The sequence below is a fragment of the Actinomyces oris genome (genome assembly GCF_001553935.1).
GTDB lineage: Bacteria > Actinomycetota > Actinomycetes > Actinomycetales > Actinomycetaceae > Actinomyces > Actinomyces oris_A.
In genome coordinates this window covers 394,123-417,260 of the sequence record NZ_CP014232.1, presented here as the reverse complement: position 1 = coordinate 417,260, position 23,138 = coordinate 394,123, and the positions used below count along the sequence as shown (strand labels likewise).

General features: G+C 69.0%; 21 protein-coding genes and 2 pseudogenes. 9 read left to right on the top strand and 14 right to left on the bottom strand.

The features are described 5' to 3' along the window. Positions 1-4 precede the first annotated feature (4 nt). Together AXE84_RS01855 and AXE84_RS01850 are read right to left on the bottom strand one after the other, a co-directional pair. Positions 5-1,237, bottom strand: a complete 1,233-nt coding sequence (locus AXE84_RS01855) for a glutamate--cysteine ligase (protein WP_178388701.1) — start codon at positions 1,235-1,237, stop codon at positions 5-7. A 73-nt stretch (positions 1,238-1,310) separates the two neighbouring features. Continuing rightward, positions 1,311-2,579, bottom strand: coding sequence for a class I SAM-dependent methyltransferase (locus AXE84_RS01850; protein WP_010614577.1), 1,269 nt, complete (start codon positions 2,577-2,579; stop codon positions 1,311-1,313). Positions 2,580-2,951: 372 nt separating this feature from the next. Between AXE84_RS01850 and AXE84_RS01845 the strand changes: the two genes are divergently transcribed. Continuing rightward, the gene (locus AXE84_RS01845) at positions 2,952-3,602 is read left to right on the top strand and encodes a SanA/YdcF family protein (RefSeq protein ID WP_075415401.1); all 651 of its coding nucleotides are present in this window, start codon (positions 2,952-2,954) and stop codon (positions 3,600-3,602) included. Positions 3,603-3,852: 250 nt separating this feature from the next. Continuing rightward, positions 3,853-4,149 (top strand): co-chaperone GroES, encoded by a 297-nt coding sequence (gene groES, locus AXE84_RS01840; protein WP_003789398.1) that lies wholly within the window; start codon positions 3,853-3,855, stop codon positions 4,147-4,149. Between the two features lie 177 nt (positions 4,150-4,326). Here the strand turns inward: groES and AXE84_RS01835 are convergent, their stop codons facing one another. Then, on the bottom strand, positions 4,327-4,629 hold the full coding sequence (locus AXE84_RS01835; RefSeq protein WP_010614579.1) for a WhiB family transcriptional regulator: 303 nt from the start codon (positions 4,627-4,629) through the stop codon (positions 4,327-4,329). Positions 4,630-5,007: 378 nt separating this feature from the next. On the opposite strand from AXE84_RS01835, the gene guaB reads away from it, so the two are divergent. Then, positions 5,008-6,570: an IMP dehydrogenase gene (guaB, locus tag AXE84_RS01830; protein ID WP_236750203.1), complete on the top strand. Its 1,563-nt coding sequence runs from the start codon at positions 5,008-5,010 to the stop codon at positions 6,568-6,570. Between the two features lie 131 nt (positions 6,571-6,701). On the opposite strand, the gene AXE84_RS01825 is transcribed toward guaB, so the two are convergent. Beyond that, positions 6,702-7,484 (bottom strand): exonuclease domain-containing protein, encoded by a 783-nt coding sequence (locus AXE84_RS01825; RefSeq protein ID WP_060956635.1) that lies wholly within the window; start codon positions 7,482-7,484, stop codon positions 6,702-6,704. Between the two features lie 138 nt (positions 7,485-7,622). On the opposite strand from AXE84_RS01825, the gene AXE84_RS01820 reads away from it, so the two are divergent. From AXE84_RS01820 to AXE84_RS01810, 3 genes are all read left to right on the top strand, one after another. Further along, positions 7,623-8,747, top strand: a complete 1,125-nt coding sequence (locus AXE84_RS01820) for a GuaB3 family IMP dehydrogenase-related protein (RefSeq protein WP_060956634.1) — start codon at positions 7,623-7,625, stop codon at positions 8,745-8,747. Positions 8,748-8,915: 168 nt separating this feature from the next. Continuing rightward, positions 8,916-9,182, top strand: a complete 267-nt coding sequence (locus AXE84_RS01815) for an HPr family phosphocarrier protein (protein ID WP_010614584.1) — start codon at positions 8,916-8,918, stop codon at positions 9,180-9,182. A 100-nt stretch (positions 9,183-9,282) separates the two neighbouring features. Then, positions 9,283-10,176 carry a GRP family sugar transporter gene (locus tag AXE84_RS01810; protein ID WP_060956633.1) on the top strand — a complete coding sequence of 298 codons (894 nt, stop codon included), beginning with the start codon at positions 9,283-9,285 and terminating at the stop codon, positions 10,174-10,176. 44 nt (positions 10,177-10,220) lie between these two features. Here AXE84_RS01810 and AXE84_RS13480 read toward each other — a convergent pair. After that, positions 10,221-11,327: pseudogene (locus AXE84_RS13480) on the bottom strand (IS1634 family transposase); the annotation flags it as partial. Between the two features lie 185 nt (positions 11,328-11,512). On the opposite strand from AXE84_RS13480, the gene AXE84_RS01795 reads away from it, so the two are divergent. After that, the gene (locus AXE84_RS01795) at positions 11,513-11,791 is read left to right on the top strand and encodes a hypothetical protein (protein WP_236750094.1); all 279 of its coding nucleotides are present in this window, start codon (positions 11,513-11,515) and stop codon (positions 11,789-11,791) included. Positions 11,792-11,939: 148 nt separating this feature from the next. On the opposite strand, the gene AXE84_RS01790 is transcribed toward AXE84_RS01795, so the two are convergent. The 4 genes and pseudogenes from AXE84_RS01790 to AXE84_RS01770 all read right to left on the bottom strand — a co-directional run bounded on the left by AXE84_RS01790 (position 11,940) and on the right by AXE84_RS01770 (position 16,714). After that, the gene (locus tag AXE84_RS01790; protein ID WP_060956632.1) at positions 11,940-13,232 is read right to left on the bottom strand and encodes a low temperature requirement protein A; all 1,293 of its coding nucleotides are present in this window, start codon (positions 13,230-13,232) and stop codon (positions 11,940-11,942) included. Between the two features lie 147 nt (positions 13,233-13,379). Continuing rightward, positions 13,380-14,487 (bottom strand): annotated as a pseudogene (locus tag AXE84_RS12325) (IS1634 family transposase); the annotation flags it as partial. A gap of 223 nt (positions 14,488-14,710) precedes the next feature. Beyond that, positions 14,711-14,941 (bottom strand): hypothetical protein, encoded by a 231-nt coding sequence (locus tag AXE84_RS01775; protein ID WP_060956631.1) that lies wholly within the window; start codon positions 14,939-14,941, stop codon positions 14,711-14,713. Positions 14,942-14,971: 30 nt separating this feature from the next. Continuing rightward, entirely contained in the window at positions 14,972-16,714 is a 1,743-nt protein-coding gene (locus tag AXE84_RS01770; RefSeq protein WP_060956630.1) for a sodium:solute symporter family protein, read from the bottom strand. 230 nt (positions 16,715-16,944) lie between these two features. Here AXE84_RS01770 and AXE84_RS01765 point away from each other — a divergent pair, with 230 nt between their 5' ends. Beyond that, positions 16,945-17,511 (top strand): ribonuclease H family protein, encoded by a 567-nt coding sequence (locus AXE84_RS01765; protein ID WP_060958104.1) that lies wholly within the window; start codon positions 16,945-16,947, stop codon positions 17,509-17,511. A 109-nt stretch (positions 17,512-17,620) separates the two neighbouring features. After that, positions 17,621-18,103 (top strand): GtrA family protein, encoded by a 483-nt coding sequence (locus AXE84_RS01760; RefSeq protein ID WP_060956629.1) that lies wholly within the window; start codon positions 17,621-17,623, stop codon positions 18,101-18,103. 17 nt (positions 18,104-18,120) lie between these two features. On the opposite strand, the gene AXE84_RS01755 is transcribed toward AXE84_RS01760, so the two are convergent. The 5 genes from AXE84_RS01755 to AXE84_RS01735 are packed head-to-tail and all read right to left on the bottom strand — an operon-like array spanning position 18,121 to position 23,039. Beyond that, positions 18,121-18,846 carry a response regulator transcription factor gene (locus AXE84_RS01755; protein ID WP_185989158.1) on the bottom strand — a complete coding sequence of 242 codons (726 nt, stop codon included), beginning with the start codon at positions 18,844-18,846 and terminating at the stop codon, positions 18,121-18,123. Then, positions 18,843-20,168, bottom strand: a complete 1,326-nt coding sequence (locus tag AXE84_RS01750) for a sensor histidine kinase (RefSeq protein ID WP_060956628.1) — start codon at positions 20,166-20,168, stop codon at positions 18,843-18,845. Before AXE84_RS01750 ends, AXE84_RS01755 begins: the two co-directional genes overlap by 4 nt. Further along, a complete protein-coding gene (locus AXE84_RS01745) occupies positions 20,165-21,058 on the bottom strand; it encodes an ABC transporter permease (protein WP_060956627.1) in 894 nt (297 codons plus the stop codon). The genes AXE84_RS01750 and AXE84_RS01745 overlap by 4 nt, the downstream gene beginning before the upstream one ends. Beyond that, entirely contained in the window at positions 21,055-21,966 is a 912-nt protein-coding gene (locus AXE84_RS01740; RefSeq protein ID WP_060956626.1) for an ABC transporter permease, read from the bottom strand. Before AXE84_RS01740 ends, AXE84_RS01745 begins: the two co-directional genes overlap by 4 nt. Next, on the bottom strand, positions 21,963-23,039 hold the full coding sequence (locus tag AXE84_RS01735) for an ABC transporter ATP-binding protein (RefSeq protein WP_236750202.1): 1,077 nt from the start codon (positions 23,037-23,039) through the stop codon (positions 21,963-21,965). Before AXE84_RS01735 ends, AXE84_RS01740 begins: the two co-directional genes overlap by 4 nt. Positions 23,040-23,138 lie beyond the last annotated feature (99 nt).

Here is a 23,138-nt window from a genome sequence, read left to right as displayed (position 1 = left end):
CGGCTCAGGACTTGGCCGCCAGCGAGAGCACCTCTGTAGGGCGGAGGGGCCTGCCCGCCCGGGCCTCGGCCAGCAGCAGCCTGACGGCCGCCTCCCGCTGCCCTCCATAGGCCCCGACGGCGGCGATCTGACGCTGATAGGAGGCCCCCGTCTCCAGCGTGGTGCGCACGGACTCCAGCTCCGCGGCGCACCCGAGATCCTCGGCGACGGGAGCGAGCTCGGTGAGCATCCGCTCAACCGTGTCTCCCACCAGCTCCTCCTCACCGGCGGAGTTGACGATGAGGATCGCGTCCATGCCGTAGCGGGCGGAGCGCCACTTGTTCTCGGCGACGTACCAGTCCGGCAGCGCATCGAGCTCCTCACCCCGGTCCAGGGTGCGGGAGAAGGACTCCACGAGGCACTGGGTCAGCGCCGCCATGCCGGCCAGCTCGGTCAGGTTCGTGGCGGCGTCGCAGGCCCGCACCTCGATGGTTCCCAGGCGCGGCGAGGGGCGCACGTCCCAACGGATCTCGGTGAAGTCCTCGATGACGCCGGTGTGGACCAGGTCCCCGGTGTAGCTCTCCAGCTGCTCCCAGGTGCTGAACTGCTCGGGGGCGCCGGCGGTGGGCAGCTGCTGGAACATCATGGCGCGGTTGTCCGCGTAGCCAGTGTCCGCCCCCGCCCAGAATGGCGAGGAGGCGCTCAGGCACTGCAGGTGGGCGGTGCGCGTGAGCAGGGCCTTGAGGATCGGAAGGACCTTGCTCCGGTCCTCGACGCCGACGTGGACGTGGGTGCCGAAGATGAGCATCTGGTGACCCCACAGCCGGGTGCGGTCCACCAGGCGCGCGTAGCGCTCGGCATTGGTCACCTTCTGCACCAGCGGGTCGGCGAAGGGGTGGGTCCCGGCCGAGGCCAGGTCCACGCGCAGGGGATCGGTGACGGAAAGAACGCGGTCGAAGGCGAAGGCGATGTCCTCCATGCACTCGGGCACGGTCCTGCGGGCCCCGGAGACCAGCTCGATGGTGTTGAGCATCATCTCGCCGTGCACGTGCGGGTCCGGGCCCACCTTCTGGAGGATCTCCTCGGCGCACTGGCGCAGGTCGAGGCTGTCGCGGTCGATGAGGGCCAGCTCCCACTCCACCCCCAACGTGGAGCGGGCCGAGCCGGCGAAGGGGAGGGACTGGGGGCGGTGAGCCGGCGACGGCTGAGCGTCGGCAGGAGCGGCGATAGGGCTCGTTGTGTCAGTCGTGTCCTGCATGTCCTGGTCTCCTCGGGTTCCTCGGGGCTTTCGCGGGTGGTGACAGGGGTCTGTTGTCGCGGGAAGGGTTCTGTTACGTCGGTGAGTGAGCTGACGAGACGCCGGTGATCGGTTCGACGACGAGGACGGCGCCCTTCGCCTTGTCTCCCACCCGGGTCAGGATCCAGGTCTCCGACTCCTGACCGCTGAGCCTCAGCGAGGCGCGCAGGGCGTCGGGGGAGACGTCGACTCCGCGCTTGAGGATCTCCAGACGCCCGATACCGAGCTCGCGGCCACGGGAGCGTAGGGCCTTGAGCCGTAGCGGCAGGACCTCGGTGAGACGGAAGGAGCGCACGAAGGGGGCAGTCGCCTCATCGGGCAGGCGCTCTCCGGTGAGGTAGCCGATCCGGGGCCCCACCGGCCTGGCGTCCAGGGTCTCGCACAGGTGGGCGATGAGTCCGGCGCGTACGGCGGCGCCGTCGGGAACGTGGATGATGCTGCCCAGTTCCTCGGGCGAGCCGATCGGGTCGACCTGGACCGGCGGCTGTGAGGGGTCGGTGGTGCTGGGATCGACCAGTGTGCAGGCGGCTGGGCCCTGCGCCCCCGAGCGCAGGATCAGTGCGGAGCGCCCGGGCCCCTCCGGTGCCAGCGGACCGCACCAGATGGCCGCCTCGACGACGTCGCCGTCCACGCTCACCCACTGGGTGTGGGCGTCGGCCGGCAGAGCGGCGTGGTCGATGCCGGGAGCGACCTTGACTCCCAGGGCGGGCACGGTCTCACGCAGCGCGAGCACCTGCGACAGAGCCGGAGACCACTGCTCCGGGTCGGTGATGCGCCGCCCGTCGGCGCGGCGGGCGGGGTCGGCGAAGACGGCGTCCACCCCCCGCTCGACCAGGTCGATCTCCAAGGCGTCGGCGCACTCGACGCTCGCGTGGGGGAAGGGCATGAGATTGATGGTGGCCAGGGCGGCCGCGGCCTCATCTCGGTCCACCGCGAGCACCGGCAGATCGAGCCCTGCCAGGGCAACGGCGTCACCCCCGATCCCACAACCCAGGTCCGCGACCTTCGTCACGCCCGCGGCCGCGTAACGGGCCGCATGGTGGGCCGAGACCGTCAGCCGGGTGGCCTGCTCCAGGCCGTCGGCGGTGAAGAGCATCTGCTGGGCGAAGGGCCCGAACTTCGCTGCGGCCCGCTCGCGCAGGCGCTGCTGCGTCAGCGCAGCCGCCACCAGGGCAGGGGAGTGGCCCTCCTCGCGCAGGGAGCGCCCCAGGGACAGGGCCTCGGAGGGGTCGTAGGGGGGCAGGGAGGACAGAAGCTCCCAGCCCTCGGGGGTCAGGAGGAGCGCAACGTGGTTCTCAGCCATCACCCCCGATCATTCCATGCAGAACCTGCCAGTGGGCGTGATGTTCACTGGGCGGGGCGGAAAGGCGGGTCCAGGCGGGGAGGCCGGGCGGGGGCTCGGGGACCCTCAGACCCCTGAGTGCTGCGCCTGGCAGGTGGTGAGTAGGGTTGTGGCCAAGGCCCCGCGCGCAGGCAGGGCCGAAAGGTGCTGGACGGGAAGGCGGGTGGGTGGCTGATGGCTGAGGAGGAGTCCCGGCTCGGTGCCGGTCAGGGGACTGGCGCCGCTTTAGGGCGCGAGGACGACGGCGTGAGCACAGCCCCAGTCCAGGGGCCTGACGCTGTGGGACACCTCCGGTCGCTTCTGCGTCCACTGGTACGGATCTGTGTGGCAGTCATGGGGGTCGTGGCCCTTTTGGCGGCCGGGGCCAGTGCCTGGGCGTGGACCGTCAGTGCCGGGCACATCGAGATCGCCGGTGAAGGATCCGGCGACGGTGCGGCGGCCAGGGCACCGGTGGCGATCGTCCTGGGGGCGGCGGTTCACGCTGACGGGCAGCCCTCACCCTGGCTGGCCCACCGCCTCGACGCCGCCGCCGAGCTCTACACCAGCGGCCGCGTCGAGGCGATCCTGGTCTCCGGGGACAACCGGCGCGCCGGCTACGACGAGCCCACTGTCATGCGCAGCTACCTCCTCTCCCGGGGGATCCCCGAGCAGGCGATCGCCTTGGACTACGCGGGCTTCGACACCTACGACACCTGCGTGCGGGCACGCAGGATTTTTGGGATCGAGCGGGCTCTGCTCGTGACCCAAGACTTCCATGAGCCGCGCGCAGTCGCCATCTGCCGCTCAGTCGGACTCGACGTTGACGGTGTCGGTGACTCGCGGGCCCGCAGCGACCGCATCGGGTGGACGGTCAGCTGGACGCGCGAGCGAGCGGCGGCGATCAAGGCCGTCGTCGATGTCGTCTCTCGACGAGACCCGACCCTGGGGCGCCAAGAGACGAGCGTCAAGGAGGCTGTCGCCTGGACCCGGGAGCACCGGCGCTGACGAGGGCTGACGCCCACGGCGAAACCGCCGCCACGCTTTGGCACTCGCGTTGACTGAGTGCTAACGCCGTCGTAGATTCTCCGTCAGGCGCAGCGGAGTGCTCGCCCGGTCCTGGGACGCGGGGCGGGCACCTTCTGCGACTCGCACTCCTGCATCGTGCCGGACCGACCCCCGCGACGGCGGTCGGGTACGTCTGGGGAGGGCGAACAAGCCGTTCTACTGCACGTTGAAGAGAAGGAGGAGGTCTCCAATGTCGATCTCCATCAAGCCGCTCGAGGACCGTATCGTCGTCCAGACCGCTGAGGCCGAGCAGACCACCGCATCCGGCCTGGTCATCCCCGACACCGCCAAGGAGAAGCCCCAGGAGGGCAAGGTCGTGGCCGTGGGCCCGGGTCGCATTGACGACTCCGGCAACCGCGTGCCCGTCGATGTCGCCGAGGGTGACGTCGTCATCTACTCCAAGTACGGGGGCACCGAGGTCAGCTACGCCGGTGAGGACTACCTCATCCTGTCGGCGCGCGACGTCCTGGCGGTCGTCACCAAGTGACCCGTTGAGGTTGTGTGCGCCGACTGGCGCCACGGCACGTTGAAGGGGGAGGCACCTTGGGGTGCCTCCCCCTTCAACGCGTGCGCACAGTGCCTGCTGTATGGAGGCGCCATGTCTTGACGATTGTTGTGAGTTGGAAACGTCCGTGCTGTCGATTCCCTGAAACAGGGCGGAGCGTTAGGCCGGTTCGTCGGCGAAACGGCGTGCCTGCCGCTCGTAGTAAGCGCGCCGCTCCTCCTCGCTCATGCCTCCCCAGACGCCATAGGGCTCGCGAGTGCTCAGGGCGTGGTCCCGGCACTCTTCCAGGACGGGGCAGTCCTGACAAATGGCCTTTGCTCGTTCGTTCCGCCGTCGACGGGAACCGCCTCTCTCTCCTTCGGGATGGAAGAAAACCGAGGAGTCCATGCCGAGGCAGGACCCCCGGTACTGCCACTCCCAGAGGGTGGAGATCGGACCGGGCAGACGCGATGAGTCGTGCATTGCCTCCCTCCCCTCCTTTGGATATGGCGGTCGGGCACACCGAACGTGGTGCGCTATATCTAACGATAAGATCGCGCGGTGCGTTAATCAAGAAGAATCATTCTATCTCACAATGAAATTTTCTCCAGATTTGCTGGATGTCTGCGTTCTGACTGTCTGAAAACGTGCGCCAGAATATGGCGCTCGAATAGCAGAAACGTTTTGTGAATGATGTATGTCTGAGGAGCATCTTTTTTCTGAAACGTTCCGCATTCATTGTTGCTTTATTTCTGGGACGCTCGTCACCTCGGTGAGGGGGCGGCTCTGCTCCGCCGGGCGCTTCGGTGTCGGGGGTCGGTGCCGGTGGCTGGTGGGGTGGACAGGCCGGTGCTGGCGGATATGCACAGGGTGGTCAGGACGTCCTACGATGGTCCCGTGAGCGACTCGATCACCAGCCCTGACGTCTTTGCCCCCACCGGACTCACTTACGACGACGTTCTCCTGCTGCCCAGGCTGACCGACGTCATCCCCTCCGAGGTCGATACGACCTCCAGACTGACCCCGAGGATCAGCCTGGCCACCCCGCTGCTCTCGGCCGCGATGGACACGGTCACCGAGTCGGACATGGCCATTGCCATGGCTCGCCAAGGTGGTATCGGCATCCTTCACCGCAACCTGTCCATCGAGGACCAGGCCCAGCAGGTGCGACGCGTCAAGCGCTCGGAGTCCGGCATGGTCACCGACCCGGTGACCGTCGGGCCGGATGCCACCATCGCCCAGCTCGACGAGCTCTGCGGCCACTACAAGGTTTCCGGCCTGCCGGTCGTCGACGCGGGAGGCAACCTTCAGGGGATCATCACCAACCGCGACCTGCGCTTCGTCCCCCCGGAGCGCTGGGCGAGCCTGACCGTGCGCGAGTGCATGACGCCGCGTGATCGCCTCATCACCGGCGAGACCGGCATCTCTCGGGAGGACGCCAAAGCGCTCCTGGCTGAGCACCGCATCGAGAAGCTGCCCCTGGTCGATGCCGAGGGGCGCCTCACCGGTCTCATCACCGTCAAGGACTTCGTCAAGACCGAGCAGTACCCCCACGCCACCAAGGACGCCGAGGGGCGCCTCGTGGTGGGCGCCGCCGTCGGCTACTGGGGAGACACGTGGGAGCGTGCCAGTGCCCTGGCTGAGGCTGGCGTGGATGTCCTCATCGTCGACACCGCCAACGGCGGCGCCAAGCTGGCCCTGGAGATGATCTCCCGCCTCAAGTCCGATTCCGCCTTCGGCGGCATCGAGGTCATCGGCGGAAACGTCGCCACCCGTGAGGGCGCCCAGGCGCTCATCGACGCCGGGGCCGACGCCGTCAAGGTCGGGGTGGGGCCGGGCTCTATCTGCACCACGCGCGTCGTCGCCGGCGTGGGTGTGCCCCAGGTGACGGCCATCTACGAGGCGGCTCGCGCCTGCAAGCCCGCCGGGGTCCCCCTCATCGCCGACGGCGGCCTGCAGTACTCCGGTGACATTGCCAAGGCCCTGGTGGCCGGGGCGGAGACGGTCATGCTCGGCTCCCTGCTGGCGGGCTGCACGGAGTCTCCCGGCGACCTCGTCTTCGTCAACGGCAAGCAGTGGAAGCGCTACCGCGGCATGGGGTCACTGGGCGCCATGAGCTCGCGCGGGCGCACCTCCTACTCCAAGGACCGCTACTTCCAGGCCGACGTCTCCTCGGACTCCAAGATCGTCCCCGAGGGCATCGAGGGGCAGGTCCCCTACTCCGGAGCGCTGGGCGACGTTGTCTACCAGCTCATGGGCGGGCTGCACCAGTCCATGTTCTACGTGGGCGCGCGCACGATCCCCGAGCTCAAGGAGCGCGGGCAGTTCGTGCGGATCACGAGCGCCGGTCTCAAGGAGTCCCACCCCCACGACGTCAAGATGACCGTCGAGGCCCCCAACTACACCGGCCGCGACGGGGTCTGAAACGTCGGAGTCCAGCTGACCAGACAGGCTCAGCAGAACGTTGCCGCGCAGGGAGCCGGCCGGAGTGATCCGGCCGGCTCCCTGTGTATGGGCGTGCCTGCCGTTTGTGCGGCAGGGGTGCTTGGAGGGGCTCAGTGCGTGGGGGAGTCCGGCAGCGGCCAGGCGGTCTGGGCCGGGGTCCGCGAGGGGTTCTTGCGCGCCAGCCACTCGTTGAAGGACTCCGCCCAGGTGCGGTGGGCGCGGGCCTGGTAGGCCACGAGCTCATCGGGGCTGAGCTCTGAGAGCTGCGGGTGGGCCGCGGCCAGGGCCTCGAGCACATCGAGTGTGGCGGCCACGTCCACCTCCGCGGTGTGCAGGGCCTCATCGACGTGCACGCCGTAGACCTCGCAGAGGTCGCCCAGGCGGCGTTTGCCGCGGCGGTAGCGGTCCACGGCCCGGTCCAGGACCAGCGGGTCGGCGATGGGCCCCAGCTCTCGGCCAAGGCGAGAGCGCATCGTGGGCAGCCCGTGGCGAGCGAGCTCGGCCTCCATGAGTGTGAGGTCGTAGGAGGCGTTGAAGGCGACGACCGGGGTGCCGGCCGCCATCGCCTCCACCAGGTGCTCACTGACCTCTGCCAGCACCTCGGTCACCGGCCGCCCCTCGGCGCGGGCCCGCTCGGTGGTCACGCCGTGGACCGCGGCGGCGGCCTCGGGGATCTCCACGCCGGGGTCTGCGAGCCACGTGGTCACCGACTGCGGCCGGACGCCGTCGGCCCGAGGAGCCGCCCGCCAGACGAGCGCCGCCGTGACCAGACGGTCGCCGGAAGGGTCCACTCCGGTGGTCTCAGTGTCGAAGCCGAGCAGGGGGCCGAAGGGCCAGGCGGAGGGAACGGGGGTGGCGGCGTCGGACATGGAGAAGGAGTGCGGGGTGCTCATGGGGCCAGCATGCCACCGGGCTGCGACATCAATGCGCCGGTGCCAGTGCGCCTCGGCCTGTGTCCGGTGCCCCCGTGCGCGTGGCCGCCCCGCCGGTCGCTCCGGTGGATACCGGACCGGCCCCACTAGGATCGGGCCATGAGCACAGAGGTCGAGATCGGACGCTCCAAGCGTGCCCTGCGCGCCTACTCCTTCGACGACATCGCCCTGGTGCCGGCGCGTCGCACCCGGGACACCTCCGAGGTGCGCGTGGGCTGGCAGATCGACGCCTACCACGTGGACCTGCCGGTCATGGCCTCCCCCATGGACTCGGTGATGAGCCCCGAGACCGCCATCCTGGTGGGACGTCTGGGCGGGATCGGCGTGCTGGACCTGGAGGGGTTGTGGACCCGCTACGAGGACCCCACCGAGGCGCTCGAGCGCATCCGCCGGGCGGATCCGTCCCGGGCCACCAGCGTCCTGCAGGAGGTCTACCGCGCCCCGGTCAGGCCCGAGCTCATCACTGAGCGGCTCACCCAGATCCGTGCCTCCGGCGTCGTCGTCGCCGGGCGACTCAGCCCCGCCCAGACGCAGCGTCACTGGCGCACCGTGGTCGAGGCGGGCGTGGACCTCATGGTCATCCGCGGCTCCTTCGTATCGGCCGAGCACGTCTCCGGATCCGTTGAGCCCCTCAACCTCAAGCGCTTCATCTACGAGCTCGACGTGCCCGTGGTGGTCGGCGGGGTGACCACCTACACCGCCGCCCTCCACCTCATGCGCACCGGCGCGGCCGGGGTCCTCGTCGGGCAGGGCGGCGGTGCCTCCTCCTCCGTGCGCCAGGTCCTGGGGCTGCACATGCCCATGGCCACCGCCGTGGCCGACGTCGCCGGGGCCCGGCGCGACTACCTCGACGAGTCCGGGGGCCGCTACGTCCACGTCATCGCCGACGGCTCAGTGGGCAACTCCGGCGACGTCGTCAAGGCCATCGCCTGCGGCGCGGACGCCGTCATGCTCGGGGCCGCCCTGGCCCGGGCCGAGGAGGCTCCCGGCGGCGGTTACCACTGGGGCGCCGAGGCCCGCCATGAGCGCCTGCCGCGGGGCTTCCGCAGCCACGTGGGCACGGTCGGCACCATGGCCGAGATCCTCAACGGCCCCTCCGACCGCGCTGACGGCACACTCAACCTCATGGGAGCGCTGCGCCGCACCCTGGCCACCACCGGCTACGCGGACGTCAAGGAGCTCCAGCGGGTCGAGGTCGTCCTGGCTCCCTACACCGGTTCTTGAACAAGCACCGCCACGACAAACCGTGATTTTGAGGGGTGGAACAGTGCAACAGAGCCGTGATCTCGGGTAGTCTCGGCCGGGACGGCAGCCGCTGCGCTGCTCATACCGGTGCGGGGGCACGATCCGGTTCCCGCACCGTTAGCCCCCACATGTCACAAGGAGCTCCACATGGCCCAGGTCACCGCCACCATCGCTTCCAAGGTCGGTCTGCACGCCCGTCCCGCTGCCACCTTCGTCAAGGCCGTCGCCGAGAAGGGCGTCCCGGTCACCATTGCCAAGGAGGGCGGCGCTGCGGTTGACGCCTCCTCCATCCTCGGTGTGATGACCCTGGGCGCCGGCTTCGGCGACGTCGTCACCCTGGCCTCCGACGCCGACGGCGCCGAGGCGGCCCTCGAGGACCTCAAGGCCCTCCTGGAGACCGACCTGGACGCCTGAGAACAGGCCCAGACGACGGGGCGCGCTCCACTGCGGGGCGCGCCCCGTCCGCGTTGAGACGCAGACAAGTACCCGTGTCGAAGAGCGTTGCGGACCCGCCATGAGCATTGCCATCGCCCTCATGCCCTCCCTGCTGTTCGGGGCACTGTCCCTTCTTCTCGGAGCCTTCCCCACCGACATCCGCCGCCAGAACACCGCGGTCATGGTGGGAGCGGGAGCCGTCTCGCTCGGATGCGCCGCCATGCTCGGCTCGCCCTGGTCCCTGAGCGCCACCGTGTGGGGCGTGGCCTGCGGACTCATGTGGACCGGTGGGCAGGTCTTCGTCCTGTGGGCCTTCCGCGCCTGGGGCGTCAGTCGCACCATGCCTCTGACCACCGCCCTCCAGCTCCTGCTCAACGCCACCCTGGGCGTGAGCCTCTTCGGTGAGTGGCGCGCTCCCGGGGCCCTGATCCTGGGGGTGGTGGCGCTCGCGCTCATCATGCTCGGCGCCGCCGCTTGCTCCTGGCAGGAGCGCACCGGCCCCGGTCCCACGGCTGCACAGCGACGTGACGGTCTGCTGGCCACCGCCGCCTCAGCCGTCCTCTACGGCTCCTACCCCTCGCTGCTGCGCGCCGTCGAGGTGCCCCCGGCCCACGCCGTCGGACCCATGGGGCTGGGACTGCTGGCCGGTGCCGGACTGTGCGCCCTTATCCAGCCGCGGCGCGCGCCCCTACGAGGCCCGAGGATCGTTCCGGCCGCGCTCGCCGGGGGCCTGTGGGCGGTTGGTAACGCCCTCATGCTGCGCTCGACGGCGGCCGTGGGTGTCGCCTCCGGCTTCACCCTCTCCCAGCTCGGCTTCGTCCTGGCCACCCTCGGTGGACTGACCATCCTGGGGGAGGAGCGCACCGGGCGGGAACGCACGGCGGTGGCCGCCGGCGTCGCGGCAGCCGTCGTCGGTCTGGTCCTCATGGGCCTGGCGACCAGCATGGACACCGGCGCGTCCCCCTCACAGTAGCCGGTGCTCTGGAGGCGGATCTTCTGACCTGAGTTGCACAGTTTTTAGTGCCCTGTTGGGATGCTCAGGGCGGTGAGGATTTCTTCGGCTTCGGGGGTCAGGGGGTCGGCGGCGGTGAGGTGGTGGCCGTTGAGGTTGATGCTGATCCCGGTGGTGTCCTGGAGGTGTCGGGCGATGGCCAGGGAGGCCATGACCACGGTCAGGTGAGCCTCGATGGCATCGCGGGTGTGGTGGAACACGGGGCGGGCTCTCAGGTCGTGCTTGCTCATCGGCGAAGGACTGCCCGGGCGTGCCACAGCTCGTGATACGAGGAGACCACCTCACCGGCGCCCATCAGGCGGGACGGAACGAAAGGTGGCGTAGCCCTTGAGTCCCACCAGGGAACGGGCCCTGGTGATGGATGCCTCATCGAGGACCTGATCGCCTTGATGGACGGTGACAAAACGCGTGCCCTTGGGGCGCTTCTCGCCGGCGACGGATGGCCCGGGCGCGGTTGGCCTGGGCGGTCAGGGTCTGGTTGTCCCTGGCGGCGCGCTTCTTGGAGTAGGCCCAGATGGCCCGCCATGAGCCCGGGTGGGTGTGCGGGTCCCACACCGGCTCGGCCTTGCGGCTCTTGTCCCGCTCGCTCTTTGAGCCCCGCTTGGGGGTGATGGTGTCGATGACCTGGCCGTCGGTGAAGGCGTCACCTTCCCAGTGGAAGTGGGCCTCCAGGTCGCCTGGGGCCCGGGTGGTGCGGGCCCCGACAATGAACCGCAGCCTCGCCTCATCCAACGCACTCAGGTTCGATGCTGACAGCATGCCGGCGTCGGCGACGATGATGAGGTCCTCGATGCCGTGGGCGGCCTGGAAGGCCTCCACCACCGGGATGATCGTGGTGGTCTCGGCCTTGTTTCCCTCCCAGTAGCCGACCTGGAGGGGGAAACCACGGCGGTCGACCAGCAGGCCGACGATGATCTGGGGGTCGACCCTACGCTCTTTGGAGTAGCCGACCCGCCGCAGGTCGTCCTCACGCTCGGCCTCGAAATAGAGCGTGGTCACGCCTGCAGGCACAGGGCCAGACCGGAGGTGTTGGTGACGTGCTCGAACAGGGCCTGAGAGATCGCCTGGCGGTAGCCCCGCTCGACGCAGCGGCCCAGGGACGCGTACAAGGTGTTGCGGTGAGCCGGGAACGACCACCCCACCCCCACAATCCCAACGAAAAACCCCACCCTGAAACACAAACCACCCCAACCCGTGCAACTCAGGATGGAAGCATCTACGGCCCATTCGCCGCTATTACTGCTGGCTCATCTCGAAGATAGAGGGCTTCCCGCCGACGCCGCTGACCATGGACACCATGCCGTTGTCATCCGTCGAGTGCGCCTACCTTCTGGCGGAGCAGAGGCGGCTGCGCCGTCCTGACCTGCCGCCCGCTGTGGGGCCGGTGCCCGACCCGTCTTCCAATGAGCAGCTCACCGTGCTGGAAGTGGATAACCGGGTCGATATGGCCGAGGCGTTGGACTGCCTGTATCGGAAATACCTCGAGCAATCCAGAAGAGCCGGGCTCATCCCTCCCGCCAATGCTCCCGAGGAGGATGCTCCACCGGATGGCGGTGCGGACGGGCGGCAGCGCTGATCGGGCGGAGTGCTGCGGGTCCTCCGGGGCGGCGGTGGTCGACTGTGGTGGGCAGCGGTCGGCGGCGGGCCTGCCGCTCAGGACGCCGGGGCCGTCTGTGCTCGTGCCGTGCTCGCCGGGCTTAGCATGCTCGCTGTGCTTAACCTGCTCATGCCGACAGGCGCTCCTTCATGTCGTGATGCCCCACGGTCTCCACGCCCGCCACATTGATCCACGGGGCCAGGACGATGACTGCCAGGCAGGCTGCGAAGGGGACGCCGGCCAGGGACAGGAGCACCGACCCGGCCAGGGCCGCGATGGTCAGGCCCAGCATGAGTTGGTAGATGCGCCCCAGGGCGCGCAGGTTCACCGCGACCACGAGTGCGTACAGGATGATGACGAACACGGCCATGGGTACTGCGACGCTCAGGACGGCGCCGGTGGACGAGATCACTGCGTGTCCTTCCTCGCGCAGGGCGGCGACGTGCAGGCCCGTCCCGATCGCTGCCAGGGAGGCGAAGAGGATGAAGTGGACGTAGGCCACAGTCACGGTCCTGGCCGGGTGCTCATGGAGGATCTGGCCGAAGGGCACCTCGAAGTAGACCCACCACAGTCCTAGCGCGATCGAGACTCCTGAGGCTAGGACCACGACCGTGGAGGCAGACCAGCCGTGCTCGGTGTACAGAGCGGTTACGGACTGCGCGGTTCCCACCAGCACCTCGCCCAGGGTGATGATCGTCAACAGGCCGAAGCGCTCGGCCAGGTGATGAGGGTGCCAGCCCATGTGGTCGTAGCGGCGCACGAGGTGCATCGGCACCGCCAACTCCATGGTGAACAGCAGGACCGAGACGATGAAGAGCGACAGGGCGTTGAGGTGGACGAAGAGCGTGCCGACCCACAGCACCTGGGCCAGTGCGATCCACAGGGCGTGGATCCGGCAGGCGCGGGCCTGGTCCGGGTTGGCCCGCGCGGCCCGCAGCCACAGCGCGACCAGTGAGACCCTCATGACCACGTACCCGGCCACTATGTTGCCGGAGTGCAGCTGCCATCCGTGCTCGAAGCCCTCGTAGAGCGCGGGGATGCCCGTGGTCATCATGATGATGCCCACCATCTGGACCGCGACTCCCGACCGCACGCCCCAGTCGTCGGTGTCGTAGGAGGAGGCGAAGCTGGAGTAGCTCATCCAGGCCCAGATCGTGCAGAACTGGACGAAGCCGAAGGCAGCCAGCCCCGCCGCCACATGCCCGGAGGCCAGGGCATGCGCCATCTGGACGCCGTTGACGCCGAAGGCGATCACCAGGGTCAGGTCGTAGAGGAGCTCCAGGGTGGTGGCCACCCGGTGCTCCTCGTGCGGGTCGCGTGAGCGCATGGGCGTCAGGGAGTGCAGGAAGCGGCCCGCGGTCGCAGAAGGGGGTACTGCAGTAGCTGAACGGGGTGCGTCGGTTGCGCTGGTATCGGTCATGAGGAGTGTTCCTGTCGGCAGACACGTGGGCGGGCGGTTCTCGGGCGGTGTTGATGATATCCGCTGTTCGACTACTGGGCGTCAGCAAGGTTATGGTGAACAGCATAAAGTGCGTCCCAGGGAAGTCGAACCTGAGTTGCACAGTTTTTAGTGCCCTGTTGGGATGCTCAGGGCGGTGAGGATTTCTTCGGCTTCGGGGGTCAGGGGGTCGGCGGCGGTGAGGTGGTGGCCGTTGAGGTTGATGCTGATCCCGGTGGTGTCCTGGAGGTGTCGGGCGATGGCCAGGGAGGCCATGACCACGGTCAGGTGAGCCTCGATGGCATCGCGGGTGTGGTGGAACACGGGGCGGGCTCTCAGGTCGTGCTTGCTCATCGGCGAAGGACTGCCCGGGCGTGCCACAGCTCGTGATACGAGGAGACCACCTCACCGGCGCCCATCAGGCGGGACGGAACGAAAGGTGGCGTAGCCCTTGAGTCCCACCAGGGAACGGGCCCTGGTGATGGATGCCTCATCGAGGACCTGATCGCCTTGATGGACGGTGACAAAACGCGTGCCCTTGGGGCGCTTCTCGCCGGCGACGGATGGCCCGGGCGCGGTTGGCCTGGGCGGTCAGGGTCTGGTTGTCCCTGGCGGCGCGCTTCTTGGAGTAGGCCCAGATGGCCCGCCATGAGCCCGGGTGGGTGTGCGGGTCCCACACCGGCTCGGCCTTGCGGCTCTTGTCCCGCTCGCTCTTTGAGCCCCGCTTGGGGGTGATGGTGTCGATGACCTGGCCGTCGGTGAAGGCGTCACCTTCCCAGTGGAAGTGGGCCTCCAGGTCGCCTGGGGCCCGGGTGGTGCGGGCCCCGACAATGAACCGCAGCCTCGCCTCATCCAACGCACTCAGGTTCGATGCTGACAGCATGCCGGCGTCGGCGACGATGATGAGGTCCTCGATGCCGTGGGCGGCCTGGAAGGCCTCCACCACCGGGATGATCGTGGTGGTCTCGGCCTTGTTTCCCTCCCAGTAGCCGACCTGGAGAGGAAAACCATGACGGTCGACCAGCAGGCCGACGATGATCTGGGGGTCGACCCTACGCTCTTTGGAGTAGCCGACCCGCCGCAGGTCGTCCTCACGCTCGGCCTCGAAATAGAGGGTGGTGACGTCGTACAGGCACAGGGCCAGACCGGAGGTGTTGGTGACGTGCTCGAACAGGGCCTGAGAGATCGCCTGGCGGTAGCCCCGCTCGACGCAGCGGCCCAGGGACGCGTACAAGGTGTTGCGGTGAGCCGGGAACGACCACCCCACCCCCACAATCCCAACGAAAAACCCCACTCTGAAACACAAACCACCCCAACCTGTGCAACTCAGGTCTGAAGCCCGTGCGCGGCCACGCCGACGGTGCCGCCGCAGCGCAAGGCTGCGGCGGCACCGTCGATCGGAGGGTAGGTGATGGGCGAACGGCCCTCACTGGTACGGGCTCAGCAAGGCCCGATCAGTCTCAGCCCTGCTCGCCCCCGGAGGGATTCGGCTTGATCCACCACCACAGGCCCATGCCCGCGGCGATGGCCAGCAGGCCCAGGCCCGACCACAGGTTGGCGTTGATGCCGCCGGTCTTGCTCATCTCCTCGGCGCTGTTGAACAGGACCGAGCACACCACCAGGTAGAGGCCGATGAGCCCCAGAGCCCCGGTGATGACCGCCCGGATGTCCGTGAGTGAACGATTGCTCATGAGTGTTCTCCTTCGTGTGTCCGGGCCGGACTAGTGGAAGATGCTGTTGAGGGCGATGACCAGGACCCCGGCGATGATCCCCAGCGGGATCGGACGGCGGTACCAGGGCAGCTCGTGCAGGTGCGGGTCGGTGCGCTCGCTCTTGGGGGTCAGGGCGTAGACGAAGCCCTTGAGCTCGGAGTCGGGCTTCGGCTTCGTGGCCATGGAGACCAGCACCGTGATGACGACGTCGACCGTGAAGGCCACTCCCGCCGCCAGGAAGGCGCCGCCCTGTCCCGGCATGACCAGGTGCTTGGTCCAGATGAGGATGTTGACCCCCAGGGCGCCCAGGGTTCCGCTGATGAGGCCGATCCAACCGGCGTGCGGGGTGGCCCGCTTCCAGAACATCCCGATGATGAAGGTCGCGAACAGCGGCGCGTTGAACATCGAGAACAGCGTCTGGAGGTAGTCCATGAGGTTGGAGTAGCTCGACGCGATGATCGCGGTGAGGATCGCGACCACGGAGGCCGTCAGGGTCGAGAGCTTGCCGACCATGAGGTAGTGGGCGTCGTCGGCGTTCTTCTTGATGTAGTGCTGGTAGATGTCCACGCCCCACACGGTGTTGAAGGCGGAGATGTTCGCCGCCATGCCCGCCATGAAGGAGGCCAGTAGACCCGTGATCGCCAGACCCAGCAGACCGTTGGGCAGCAGGTCGCGCATGAGGTAGAGGACCGCGTCGTTGAACTGGTATCCAGCCCCGGAATCTGCCTTGAGCTGTTGGATCTCCGAGACCATGACGCCGGCGACCATGCCCGGGACGATGACGAGGAAGGGCACGAACATCTTGACGAAGGTGCCGATGATCGGGGTCGACTGGGCCGAGGAGATCGAGTCCGAGGCCATGGCCCGCTGCACCTCGACGAAGTTCGTCGTCCAGTATCCGAAGGACAGCACGAAGCCCAGGCCGAAGACCAGGCCGACGACGGACAGCAGGTTGGAGTCGAAGCCGGAGATCGAGTTGCCGGGCCAGGAGTGCAGCTGCTGAGCCGCGACCTTGGCTGCCTCGCCGGCGTCGTCGGGGTGGGCGGCCGTGGCAGCGGCAGTGATCTTGCTGGTCAGGCCGTGCCAGCCGCCCACACGGTGCAGGCCGATGAGGGTCAGGGGCAGCAGGGCCGCCACGATGACGAAGAACTGGAGGACCTCGTTGTAGATCGCCGCGGAGAGCCCACCCATGGTGATGTAGGAGAAGACGATGACGGCTGCCACGATGAGCCCCACCCACAGGGGCCAGCCCAGCAGCCAGTTCATGATCTTGCCCAGCAGGTACAGGTTGATGCCGGCGATGAGCAGCTGGGCCAGGGCGAAGCTGAGCGCGTTGACCAGGTGCGCGGCGGTGCCGTAGCGCTTGAGCATGAACTCGGGCACCGAGCGCACCTTGGAGCCGTAGTAGAAGGGCATCATGACCAGACCCAGGAAGATCATGGCCGGGACCGCGCCGATCCAGAAGTAGTGGAAGGTCGGCATGCCGTACTCGGCGCCGTTGGCCGACATTCCCATGATCTCGACGGCGCCGAGGTTTGCCGAGACGAAGGCGATACCCGTCACCCAGGCCGGCAGGGAGCGGCCCGAGGTGAGGAAGCCATCGGCTGTGGCCGCCTTAGCGCGGGCGATGAGTCCGACACCGATGACGAAGGCGAAGTAGATCGCGATGGGGATGTAGTCGTACCAGCGTGCGGCGATGAGCGTGCTGGATGCCGCTGACGAGGTTGATAAAGCGTTCAGCGTGGAGGACATCGGTGTACCTCTCAAGGGATAAGTGTTCACATGGGCAGGGTCGTTCATGCCCGCCCGGCAGGCTAACACAGTCCGTCCTGAGCAGGGCTTTTGCGGCTGGCTGCACGCCAGGGAAGATCGTGCGAGTTCGCTGAGTGGGGTGTGTGTCCAGCCAGGCGCACCGGGACGTGAGCACGGCGGACGAGGACGGGTGACCGGCTGGTGGGCCCGCGGTGGGTAGAGTGCCCTCCATGACGCTGACTGCTGCTGCCGACGGCTCCTCCCTGGGCAACCCGGGACCGGCCGGCTGGGCCTGGTACGTGGACGATGACTGCTGGGCCGCTGGAGGCTGGGAGAGCTCGACCAACAACCGCGGCGAGCTCACCGCCGTCCTGGAGCTCCTGCGGGCCACCGAGGCCGCCGGGCTCGCCGGCGAGGAGCTCCTCATCCAGTGCGACTCCCAGTACGTCATCAACTCCCTGACCAAGTGGCGCCACGGCTGGAAGAAGCGCGGCTGGCGCAAGGCCGACGGCAAGCCCGTCCTCAACGCCGACCTCGTCAAGGACCTCGACGCCGCGCTCGCGGGCCGCACCGTGCGCTTCGAGTGGGTGCGCGGGCACGTCGGCCACCCCATGAACGAGGCCGCCGACTCCCGGGCCCGCGGCGCTGCCACCGCCTTCCAGCAGGGCCGCCCGGTGCCCGCGGGGCCGGGCTGGACCCGGGGCGGTCGGGCACCGGGGAATCGGGAGGCGCAGCCGGCGCCTGGTGCGACGTCGTCGAGCGCCCCCGCCGCGCCGCAGGCCGACGCCCTGTTCTGAGGGCGGAGGAACGGGGCCCATAGCCTGCAGGGCCTGGTGACCGCCTCTCACAGAAACGGCACAGGTCCGTCAAACACGTGGCATAAGGCCTCCCGCGAGGCTTACTGCCATGACGACGACGAGCCCCGCCCTCCCCGCTTCCCGCCCGACGATCCTGAACCGCATGGCCGGGCTGCGCCGCCGCATCCCCACGGTCGTTCTCTTCGCTGCCGTGTCCTTCACCGGCTGGAGCGTCGACTACGCGCTGGTCCTCATCCTCAACTCGCTGACCGACTCGGTCCTCTACGCCGTCGTCGGAGCGCGGATCGTCTCCTGCACCCTGGGCTTCCTGCTCAACCGGCGCCTGTTCGGGGCGGGCCCGGAGACCTTCTGGCGCTCGGCCGGCGGCTACACGGCGGTCCAGGGCGGGGTCACGGTGACGTCCTACACCGGCATCGCGGTCCTCACCGGCGCCGGCGCGCCCCTGTGGCTGGCCAAGGTGCTGGTGGACTCCACGCTCTTCATCGTCAATTACCTGGCCCAGTCCCGCCTCGTCTATCGCGTCCCGGCGCAGCAGCCGGTCCCGGCCCCGGCCCTGGCCACCGCGGCCTGAGGGGACGGGGCGGAGGCTCAGGACTGGGCGTCGCGCATGAGGATGACGAGCTGGACCCGGTCGCGCAGGTCCAGCTTGGTCAGGATCCGGGTGACGTTCTTCTTGACCGAGTCCGGGGCCAGGACGAGGCGCTGAGCGATCTCCGCGTTCGTCAGCCCCTGGGCTACCAGGTCGGCCACCTCGCGCTCGCGGGGGCTGAGATTGTCGAGGCGCTGGCGTGCCGCGCGCTGACGGGGTGAGGCCACGGGGCTGAGCATGTGCCGGTTGAGCAGCTCGCGGGTGATGCGCGGAGTGAGGATCGCGTCCCCGGAGCTGACCGCCCGCAGCGCCTGGTGGAGGTCGGCTGTGCGGGTGTCTTTGAGCAGGAACCCTGAGGCGCCGGCCGACAGCGCCCCGAAGGCGAACTCGTCCTGGTCGTAGGTGGTCAGCACCAGGACCCGGATTGAGGGGTAGAGCTGGGAGATGCGGGCCGTGGCATCGATCCCGTTGAGTACCGGCATGCGCACGTCCATGAGGACGACGTCGGGAAGCGGCCGGCGCTCCTCAAGCAGGGCGGCGAGCTGGTCGAGGGCGTCCTGGCCGTGGACGGCCTCGGCCGTGACCTGCAGGTCGTCGGCCCGGTTGATGATGAGGGACAGGCCCATGCGGGTGGCTCGCTGGTCATCGACGATCATCACCGTGATCGGCCTGAGGTCGCTCGACGAGCTCTCGGTGCCTGACCCGGAGGGGGCGGATGGACTCACCGTGATGCACCTTCCGGGAAGGGGACGAGGGCGCGCAGCACCCAGCCGGATGCGCCCTCATCGGCTGTGGGGCCGGCCGACAGCGTGCCGCCGTGCTCACCGACCGCGGCGGCCAGGTTCGCCAGCCCGTGGCCGGCCGCTGCCGGTGCCTGAGACGAGCCCGGGAAGCCGTCTGCGTGGCCTGGCTGCGCGGCGCGACCGTCGTCGGACACGGTGATCCGCGTGGAGGCCTGGTCATGGTCCAGGGAGACAACGACGCGCGTGGCGCCCTCTGCGTGGCGCATGACATTGGTCAGGGCCTCCCGGATGACGACATAGACGACCTCCCCGAGGGCCTGACTGCAAGATGCGTCGAGAGGGCGCCTGCCGGTCTCGGTGAGAGCCGCACTGATACCGGTGGCCCTCACTGTGGTCAGCAGGTCGTTGAGCCGGTCCCAGCCGGCTGCGCCCGAGGGGGACTGCGGGCCCTCCAAGACCCGGCCGGTGAGGGGATCGGTGGTCTCAGCGGCGTCGTCGGGGGAGGGGCCTGGTGCTGCCTGGAGCGAGGCGACGGCGCGCCGGGTGTCCGCCAGACCCTCGCGGGCCAGGGCGTTCATCATGTCAATGGCCTCGTCTGTCTGTGGGCTGCCGCCGGCCCCCTGCATCCCCTCGGACAGGGCGATGATCGCGGTCAGGGCGTGGCCCACGGAGTCGTGGAGCTCGGCCGCCACCCGGGCCTGGTGGCGGGCGGCGTCGCGCTGGGCGACCAGCCGCTGCTCGGCGGACTGCGCCGCCAACTGGGCGTCCCCGTGCTCCAGGGCCTCCCGGCGGGAGCGGGAGATCGAGGCCACCGCGAGCACGAGCACCAGGGCGATGAAGTCAGGGCTCAACGCGCTCACCTGCGGCCACTTGGCCAGAGCCGTGGGGACGAGGGTGCACGGCGCGCAGATGCCGAAGCCGATGAGTCGGTCACGGGTGGGGGCGGCCACGAGCAGGGCGTAGAGAGCCAGCATGGACAGCAGGTTGAGTCCACCGCGCGGCCCCCACAGGTCGGCGGCGGCCGAGGCCAGGCTCGTGGCGGTGACGACGGCGAGGGGCCAGCAGCGTCGGGCCAGCAGCGATCCGGCGAGCAGCAGGGAGACGATGACCCAGCCCCGCATGGGCAGGTGCGGGTAGGTGTACGAGGCCACGTTCAGCACCATCAGCTGGAAGAGGCACGCGGCTCCGGCCACCGCCCACAGGGTCAGGGTGCTGGTGCGCCACCACTGAGCCACCCGGTCCAGGAGGGTCCGCGGGACCCGTGAGACGTGTGCCGCCTCGGGCACTGTGGGAACGTGGCTCATGACTGGCGCCTGACTGCTCGGCGCAGAGCCAGGGTCAGCAGGACCACCCACACCAGGCAGATGACTCCTTCGAATGCCGCGGCGCCCAGTGAGGTCACGTAGCCCGGGCTCATGGCCGAGGTGGTTCGGGTCAGTGAGGCTGCGGGGTTGAGGACGCTCAGCGGTCGAGCCACGAGAAGCATCGCCAGCCCCGCAATGATGCTCAGCAGGACCGTGGACATCGTGGTGGCGAAGGACGTCATGACTGCGCCCAGCCAGGTGACGAAGGTGAGGATGACCCACATTCCCAACGCGACGACGGCGAAGCGCGGCAGGAAGGCGACCAGGCCCACCAGGCTGAAGCCCGAGGCGAGTCCCGTCACCGCGGTGGTCAGGACCAGGACCGCGGTGGTGAGGACCGCGACCTGGAGCCCGTGCAGCAGCTTGCCCGCGACCATGGTGGTCTCCAGGCCGGTGGCGCTCATCCGCTGCCAGTTCCTTCCCTGGTGCTCACTGCTGGCGATCTGCGCGGCGAAGGCACCCAGCGCGAGCGGCAGGAACACCATTGAGAGCAGGAGCGTGGACTGGGACCACGTGATCTCCCAGGTGACGCCCTGGGCCTCGAACTCGCTCCGGTAGGTGCGGTACTGAATGTAGCCGGACAGGGAGCCCAGGGAGCACAGGGCGGTGACGGCGACCCAGTACCACCGGTTGGGGGACTTGCGGTTCTCCCAGTACCAGGCGGCTCGTACTGACGGGCGGGACTGGGGAGAGGGCGGGGCAGTCCGGCCCAGACCGGTCGGCTGCGGCGTCGTGGACGGGCCGGAGGGACCGGGGAGCGCTGACGGGTGCTGAGCAGGTCGGAGGGGCCGGCCTGCCGTGTAACGTGTGACTGGTGCGGTGGTGCTCATCGGTGATTCTCCTGGTGGACGATAACGAGGTGGGCGGCGACGGTCCACCCGACCGCGACCAGTGCGGCGAGGGCCGCCAGGGTCCACGGGTGGGACACGAGCGTCATGTCGCCGCTTTCCCGCATGGACGTGCGGGAGGCGACCGTGTCAATGGGGGTGGCTGCGGGAACGATGCCCCAGGGCAGCAGCCATGAGAACTTCCCGAGGTAGGCGTAGGGCAGGCTCTCGGCGATGAGACCGCCGATGGCCGCCGCACCCAGGCTGACGCCCTGCTTGTCGAAGCAGGTGGACAGCGTCAGCTGGACCGCGGAGATGGCCAGCGTTGAGCACGCCGCCACCGCGAGGGCGGGAGGCAGTGTGCTCCAGTAGGAGCCGGTGACGGTCAGTCCGATCGGGCCGGCCAGCACGGTGACAAGTGTGAAGAGGGTCATCTCTATGCACAGGACCGTGAGGATCACGACCACCAGCTTGCCTCGGTAGCGGGTCAGGGGGCTCTGCCCCAGCGCCGTCATCAGCTGGCCCATGCGCTCCTCGGTGTCCACGGTGACGATGCGCGAGGCCAGGATCGCGGTGATGAGGGGCATGAGGAAGGCGATGATCTGGATGAACTCGTCCAGGGCAAGCGTGGCGTGGCGTGCGCCAACCGGGCCGCTCGCCCGATGGGTGATGAGCATGCCGCTCCATACCAGGCACACGGCGTCGGCGCTGGCGGCAATGAGCCAGTAGCGCTTGCGGCGCAGCTTGCCCAGCTCGAGGGCCAGGGTGGTCCACGCCCGGCTCAGCGGGGAGAGGGGGAGTGCGCGCGGCGCCGCCGGTCGCGTCGGGGGCTGTGTCAGGTGCTGTGTCGGTGGTGTTGGCTGCGCGGCCATGGTGGCTGCCGGGCCCGCTGTACTCACTGGGGTGCTCATCGATTCATCTCCTGAGAGGCGAGGGGAGGCTGGGCGGCCAGGACCGGCTCGGTCAGCTCCAGGAAGGCCTGCTCGAGGGTCTTGCGCACGGTCTGGACCCGGTAGACGGTCGTCCCGGAGGAGACGATGCGGGTGATGAGCTCGCCGACGTCGTCGTCGGGCATCATGGGGGTGCGCACGGCGCCGTCCCGCACCTCGTGGGTCACCCCGAGGGAGGTCAGGAGCGCGGCGACGGCCGTGGGCGAGGAGACGAGCAGCTCGATGACCCCCTCGTCGCGCAGCCCGGCCAGGGTGCCCTGATAGCGCAGCCGTCCGGCGCAGATGATGCCGACGGTGTCGGCCATCTGCTCGATCTCCGACAGGATGTGGGAGGAGACGATGATCGTCACGCCCTCCTGGCGGGCCAGGGTGACGATGAGCTGGCGGATCTCGGCCACCCCGGCGGGGTCGAGCCCGTTGGTCGGCTCGTCCAGGAGCATGAGGGCCGGGTTCGACAGCAGCGCCATGGCCAGTCCCAGGCGCTGCTTCATGCCCATGGAGTAGTGCTTGACCTGCTTGTTCTCCTGCCCGACGAGGTTGACGGTGGCCAGGGCGTGCTGGACTCGGTTGGAGGCCAGCCCCAGGTAGGAGGCCACCATGGCCAGGTTCTCCTTGCCGGTCAGGCTCGGGTAGTAGGAGGGGCCCTCGATGAGGGAGCCGATGGTTCCCGGCGGCAGGGGGTGGCGCTGGCTGACCGGGCGTCCCAGGACACTCATGCTGCCCGACGTCGGGCGGGTCAGTCCTAGCAGGAGCTTCATCGTGGTGGACTTGCCGGCGCCGTTGGGGCCCAGGAAGCCGTAGATGCCGCCGGCGGGCACGGACAGGTTCAAGCCGTCGACGGCATTGACACCGTTATAGGTGCGGGTCAGTCCCTCAGTGACCACGACGAGTCCCTCGGAGGGAGAGGGGACGGCCGGGGCGGGCACGGCGCCGGGTGCTGCTGGGACGGGCACGGCGCCGGGGGCGGTCGGGGCTGGAACGAAGGGCGCGGCCGGTTGCGGAGCCGGTGCAGGGACAGGTGTGCCCCCGTTCATGGCTGCGGTCTGGTGCAGGGGCGTTGTTGGAGGGGCGGGGGGTCTTGGTGTGCTGGTGACAGGTGCGTTGCTCATGACTCCATGCAAGCCCTCAGGGCC

What these genes read in the sequence shown, in the direction of transcription:
- AXE84_RS01765 (WP_060958104.1), top strand. Translation starts at nt 16,945, where the DNA reads ATGACGCTGACTGCTGCTGCCGACGGCTCCTCCCTGGGCAACCCGGGA.
- AXE84_RS01760 (WP_060956629.1), top strand. Translation starts at nt 17,621, where the DNA reads ATGACGACGACGAGCCCCGCCCTCCCCGCTTCCCGCCCGACGATCCTG.
- AXE84_RS01810 (WP_060956633.1), top strand. Translation starts at nt 9,283, where the DNA reads ATGAGCATTGCCATCGCCCTCATGCCCTCCCTGCTGTTCGGGGCACTG.
- groES (WP_003789398.1), top strand. Translation starts at nt 3,853, where the DNA reads ATGTCGATCTCCATCAAGCCGCTCGAGGACCGTATCGTCGTCCAGACC.
- AXE84_RS01775 (WP_060956631.1), bottom strand. Translation starts at nt 14,941, where the DNA reads ATGAGCAATCGTTCACTCACGGACATCCGGGCGGTCATCACCGGGGCT.
- AXE84_RS01855 (WP_178388701.1), bottom strand. Translation starts at nt 1,237, where the DNA reads ATGCAGGACACGACTGACACAACGAGCCCTATCGCCGCTCCTGCCGAC.
- AXE84_RS01770 (WP_060956630.1), bottom strand. Translation starts at nt 16,714, where the DNA reads ATGTCCTCCACGCTGAACGCTTTATCAACCTCGTCAGCGGCATCCAGC.
- AXE84_RS01795 (WP_236750094.1), top strand. Translation starts at nt 11,513, where the DNA reads ATGCCGTTGTCATCCGTCGAGTGCGCCTACCTTCTGGCGGAGCAGAGG.
- AXE84_RS01845 (WP_075415401.1), top strand. Translation starts at nt 2,952, where the DNA reads ATGGGGGTCGTGGCCCTTTTGGCGGCCGGGGCCAGTGCCTGGGCGTGG.
- AXE84_RS01815 (WP_010614584.1), top strand. Translation starts at nt 8,916, where the DNA reads ATGGCCCAGGTCACCGCCACCATCGCTTCCAAGGTCGGTCTGCACGCC.
- AXE84_RS01750 (WP_060956628.1), bottom strand. Translation starts at nt 20,168, where the DNA reads ATGAGCCACGTTCCCACAGTGCCCGAGGCGGCACACGTCTCACGGGTC.
- AXE84_RS01735 (WP_236750202.1), bottom strand. Translation starts at nt 23,039, where the DNA reads ATGAACGGGGGCACACCTGTCCCTGCACCGGCTCCGCAACCGGCCGCG.
- AXE84_RS01820 (WP_060956634.1), top strand. Translation starts at nt 7,623, where the DNA reads ATGAGCACAGAGGTCGAGATCGGACGCTCCAAGCGTGCCCTGCGCGCC.
- AXE84_RS01740 (WP_060956626.1), bottom strand. Translation starts at nt 21,966, where the DNA reads ATGAGCACCCCAGTGAGTACAGCGGGCCCGGCAGCCACCATGGCCGCG.
- AXE84_RS01745 (WP_060956627.1), bottom strand. Translation starts at nt 21,058, where the DNA reads ATGAGCACCACCGCACCAGTCACACGTTACACGGCAGGCCGGCCCCTC.
- guaB (WP_236750203.1), top strand. Translation starts at nt 5,008, where the DNA reads ATGCACAGGGTGGTCAGGACGTCCTACGATGGTCCCGTGAGCGACTCG.
- AXE84_RS01850 (WP_010614577.1), bottom strand. Translation starts at nt 2,579, where the DNA reads ATGGCTGAGAACCACGTTGCGCTCCTCCTGACCCCCGAGGGCTGGGAG.
- AXE84_RS01790 (WP_060956632.1), bottom strand. Translation starts at nt 13,232, where the DNA reads ATGACCGATACCAGCGCAACCGACGCACCCCGTTCAGCTACTGCAGTA.
- AXE84_RS01835 (WP_010614579.1), bottom strand. Translation starts at nt 4,629, where the DNA reads ATGCACGACTCATCGCGTCTGCCCGGTCCGATCTCCACCCTCTGGGAG.
- AXE84_RS01825 (WP_060956635.1), bottom strand. Translation starts at nt 7,484, where the DNA reads ATGAGCACCCCGCACTCCTTCTCCATGTCCGACGCCGCCACCCCCGTT.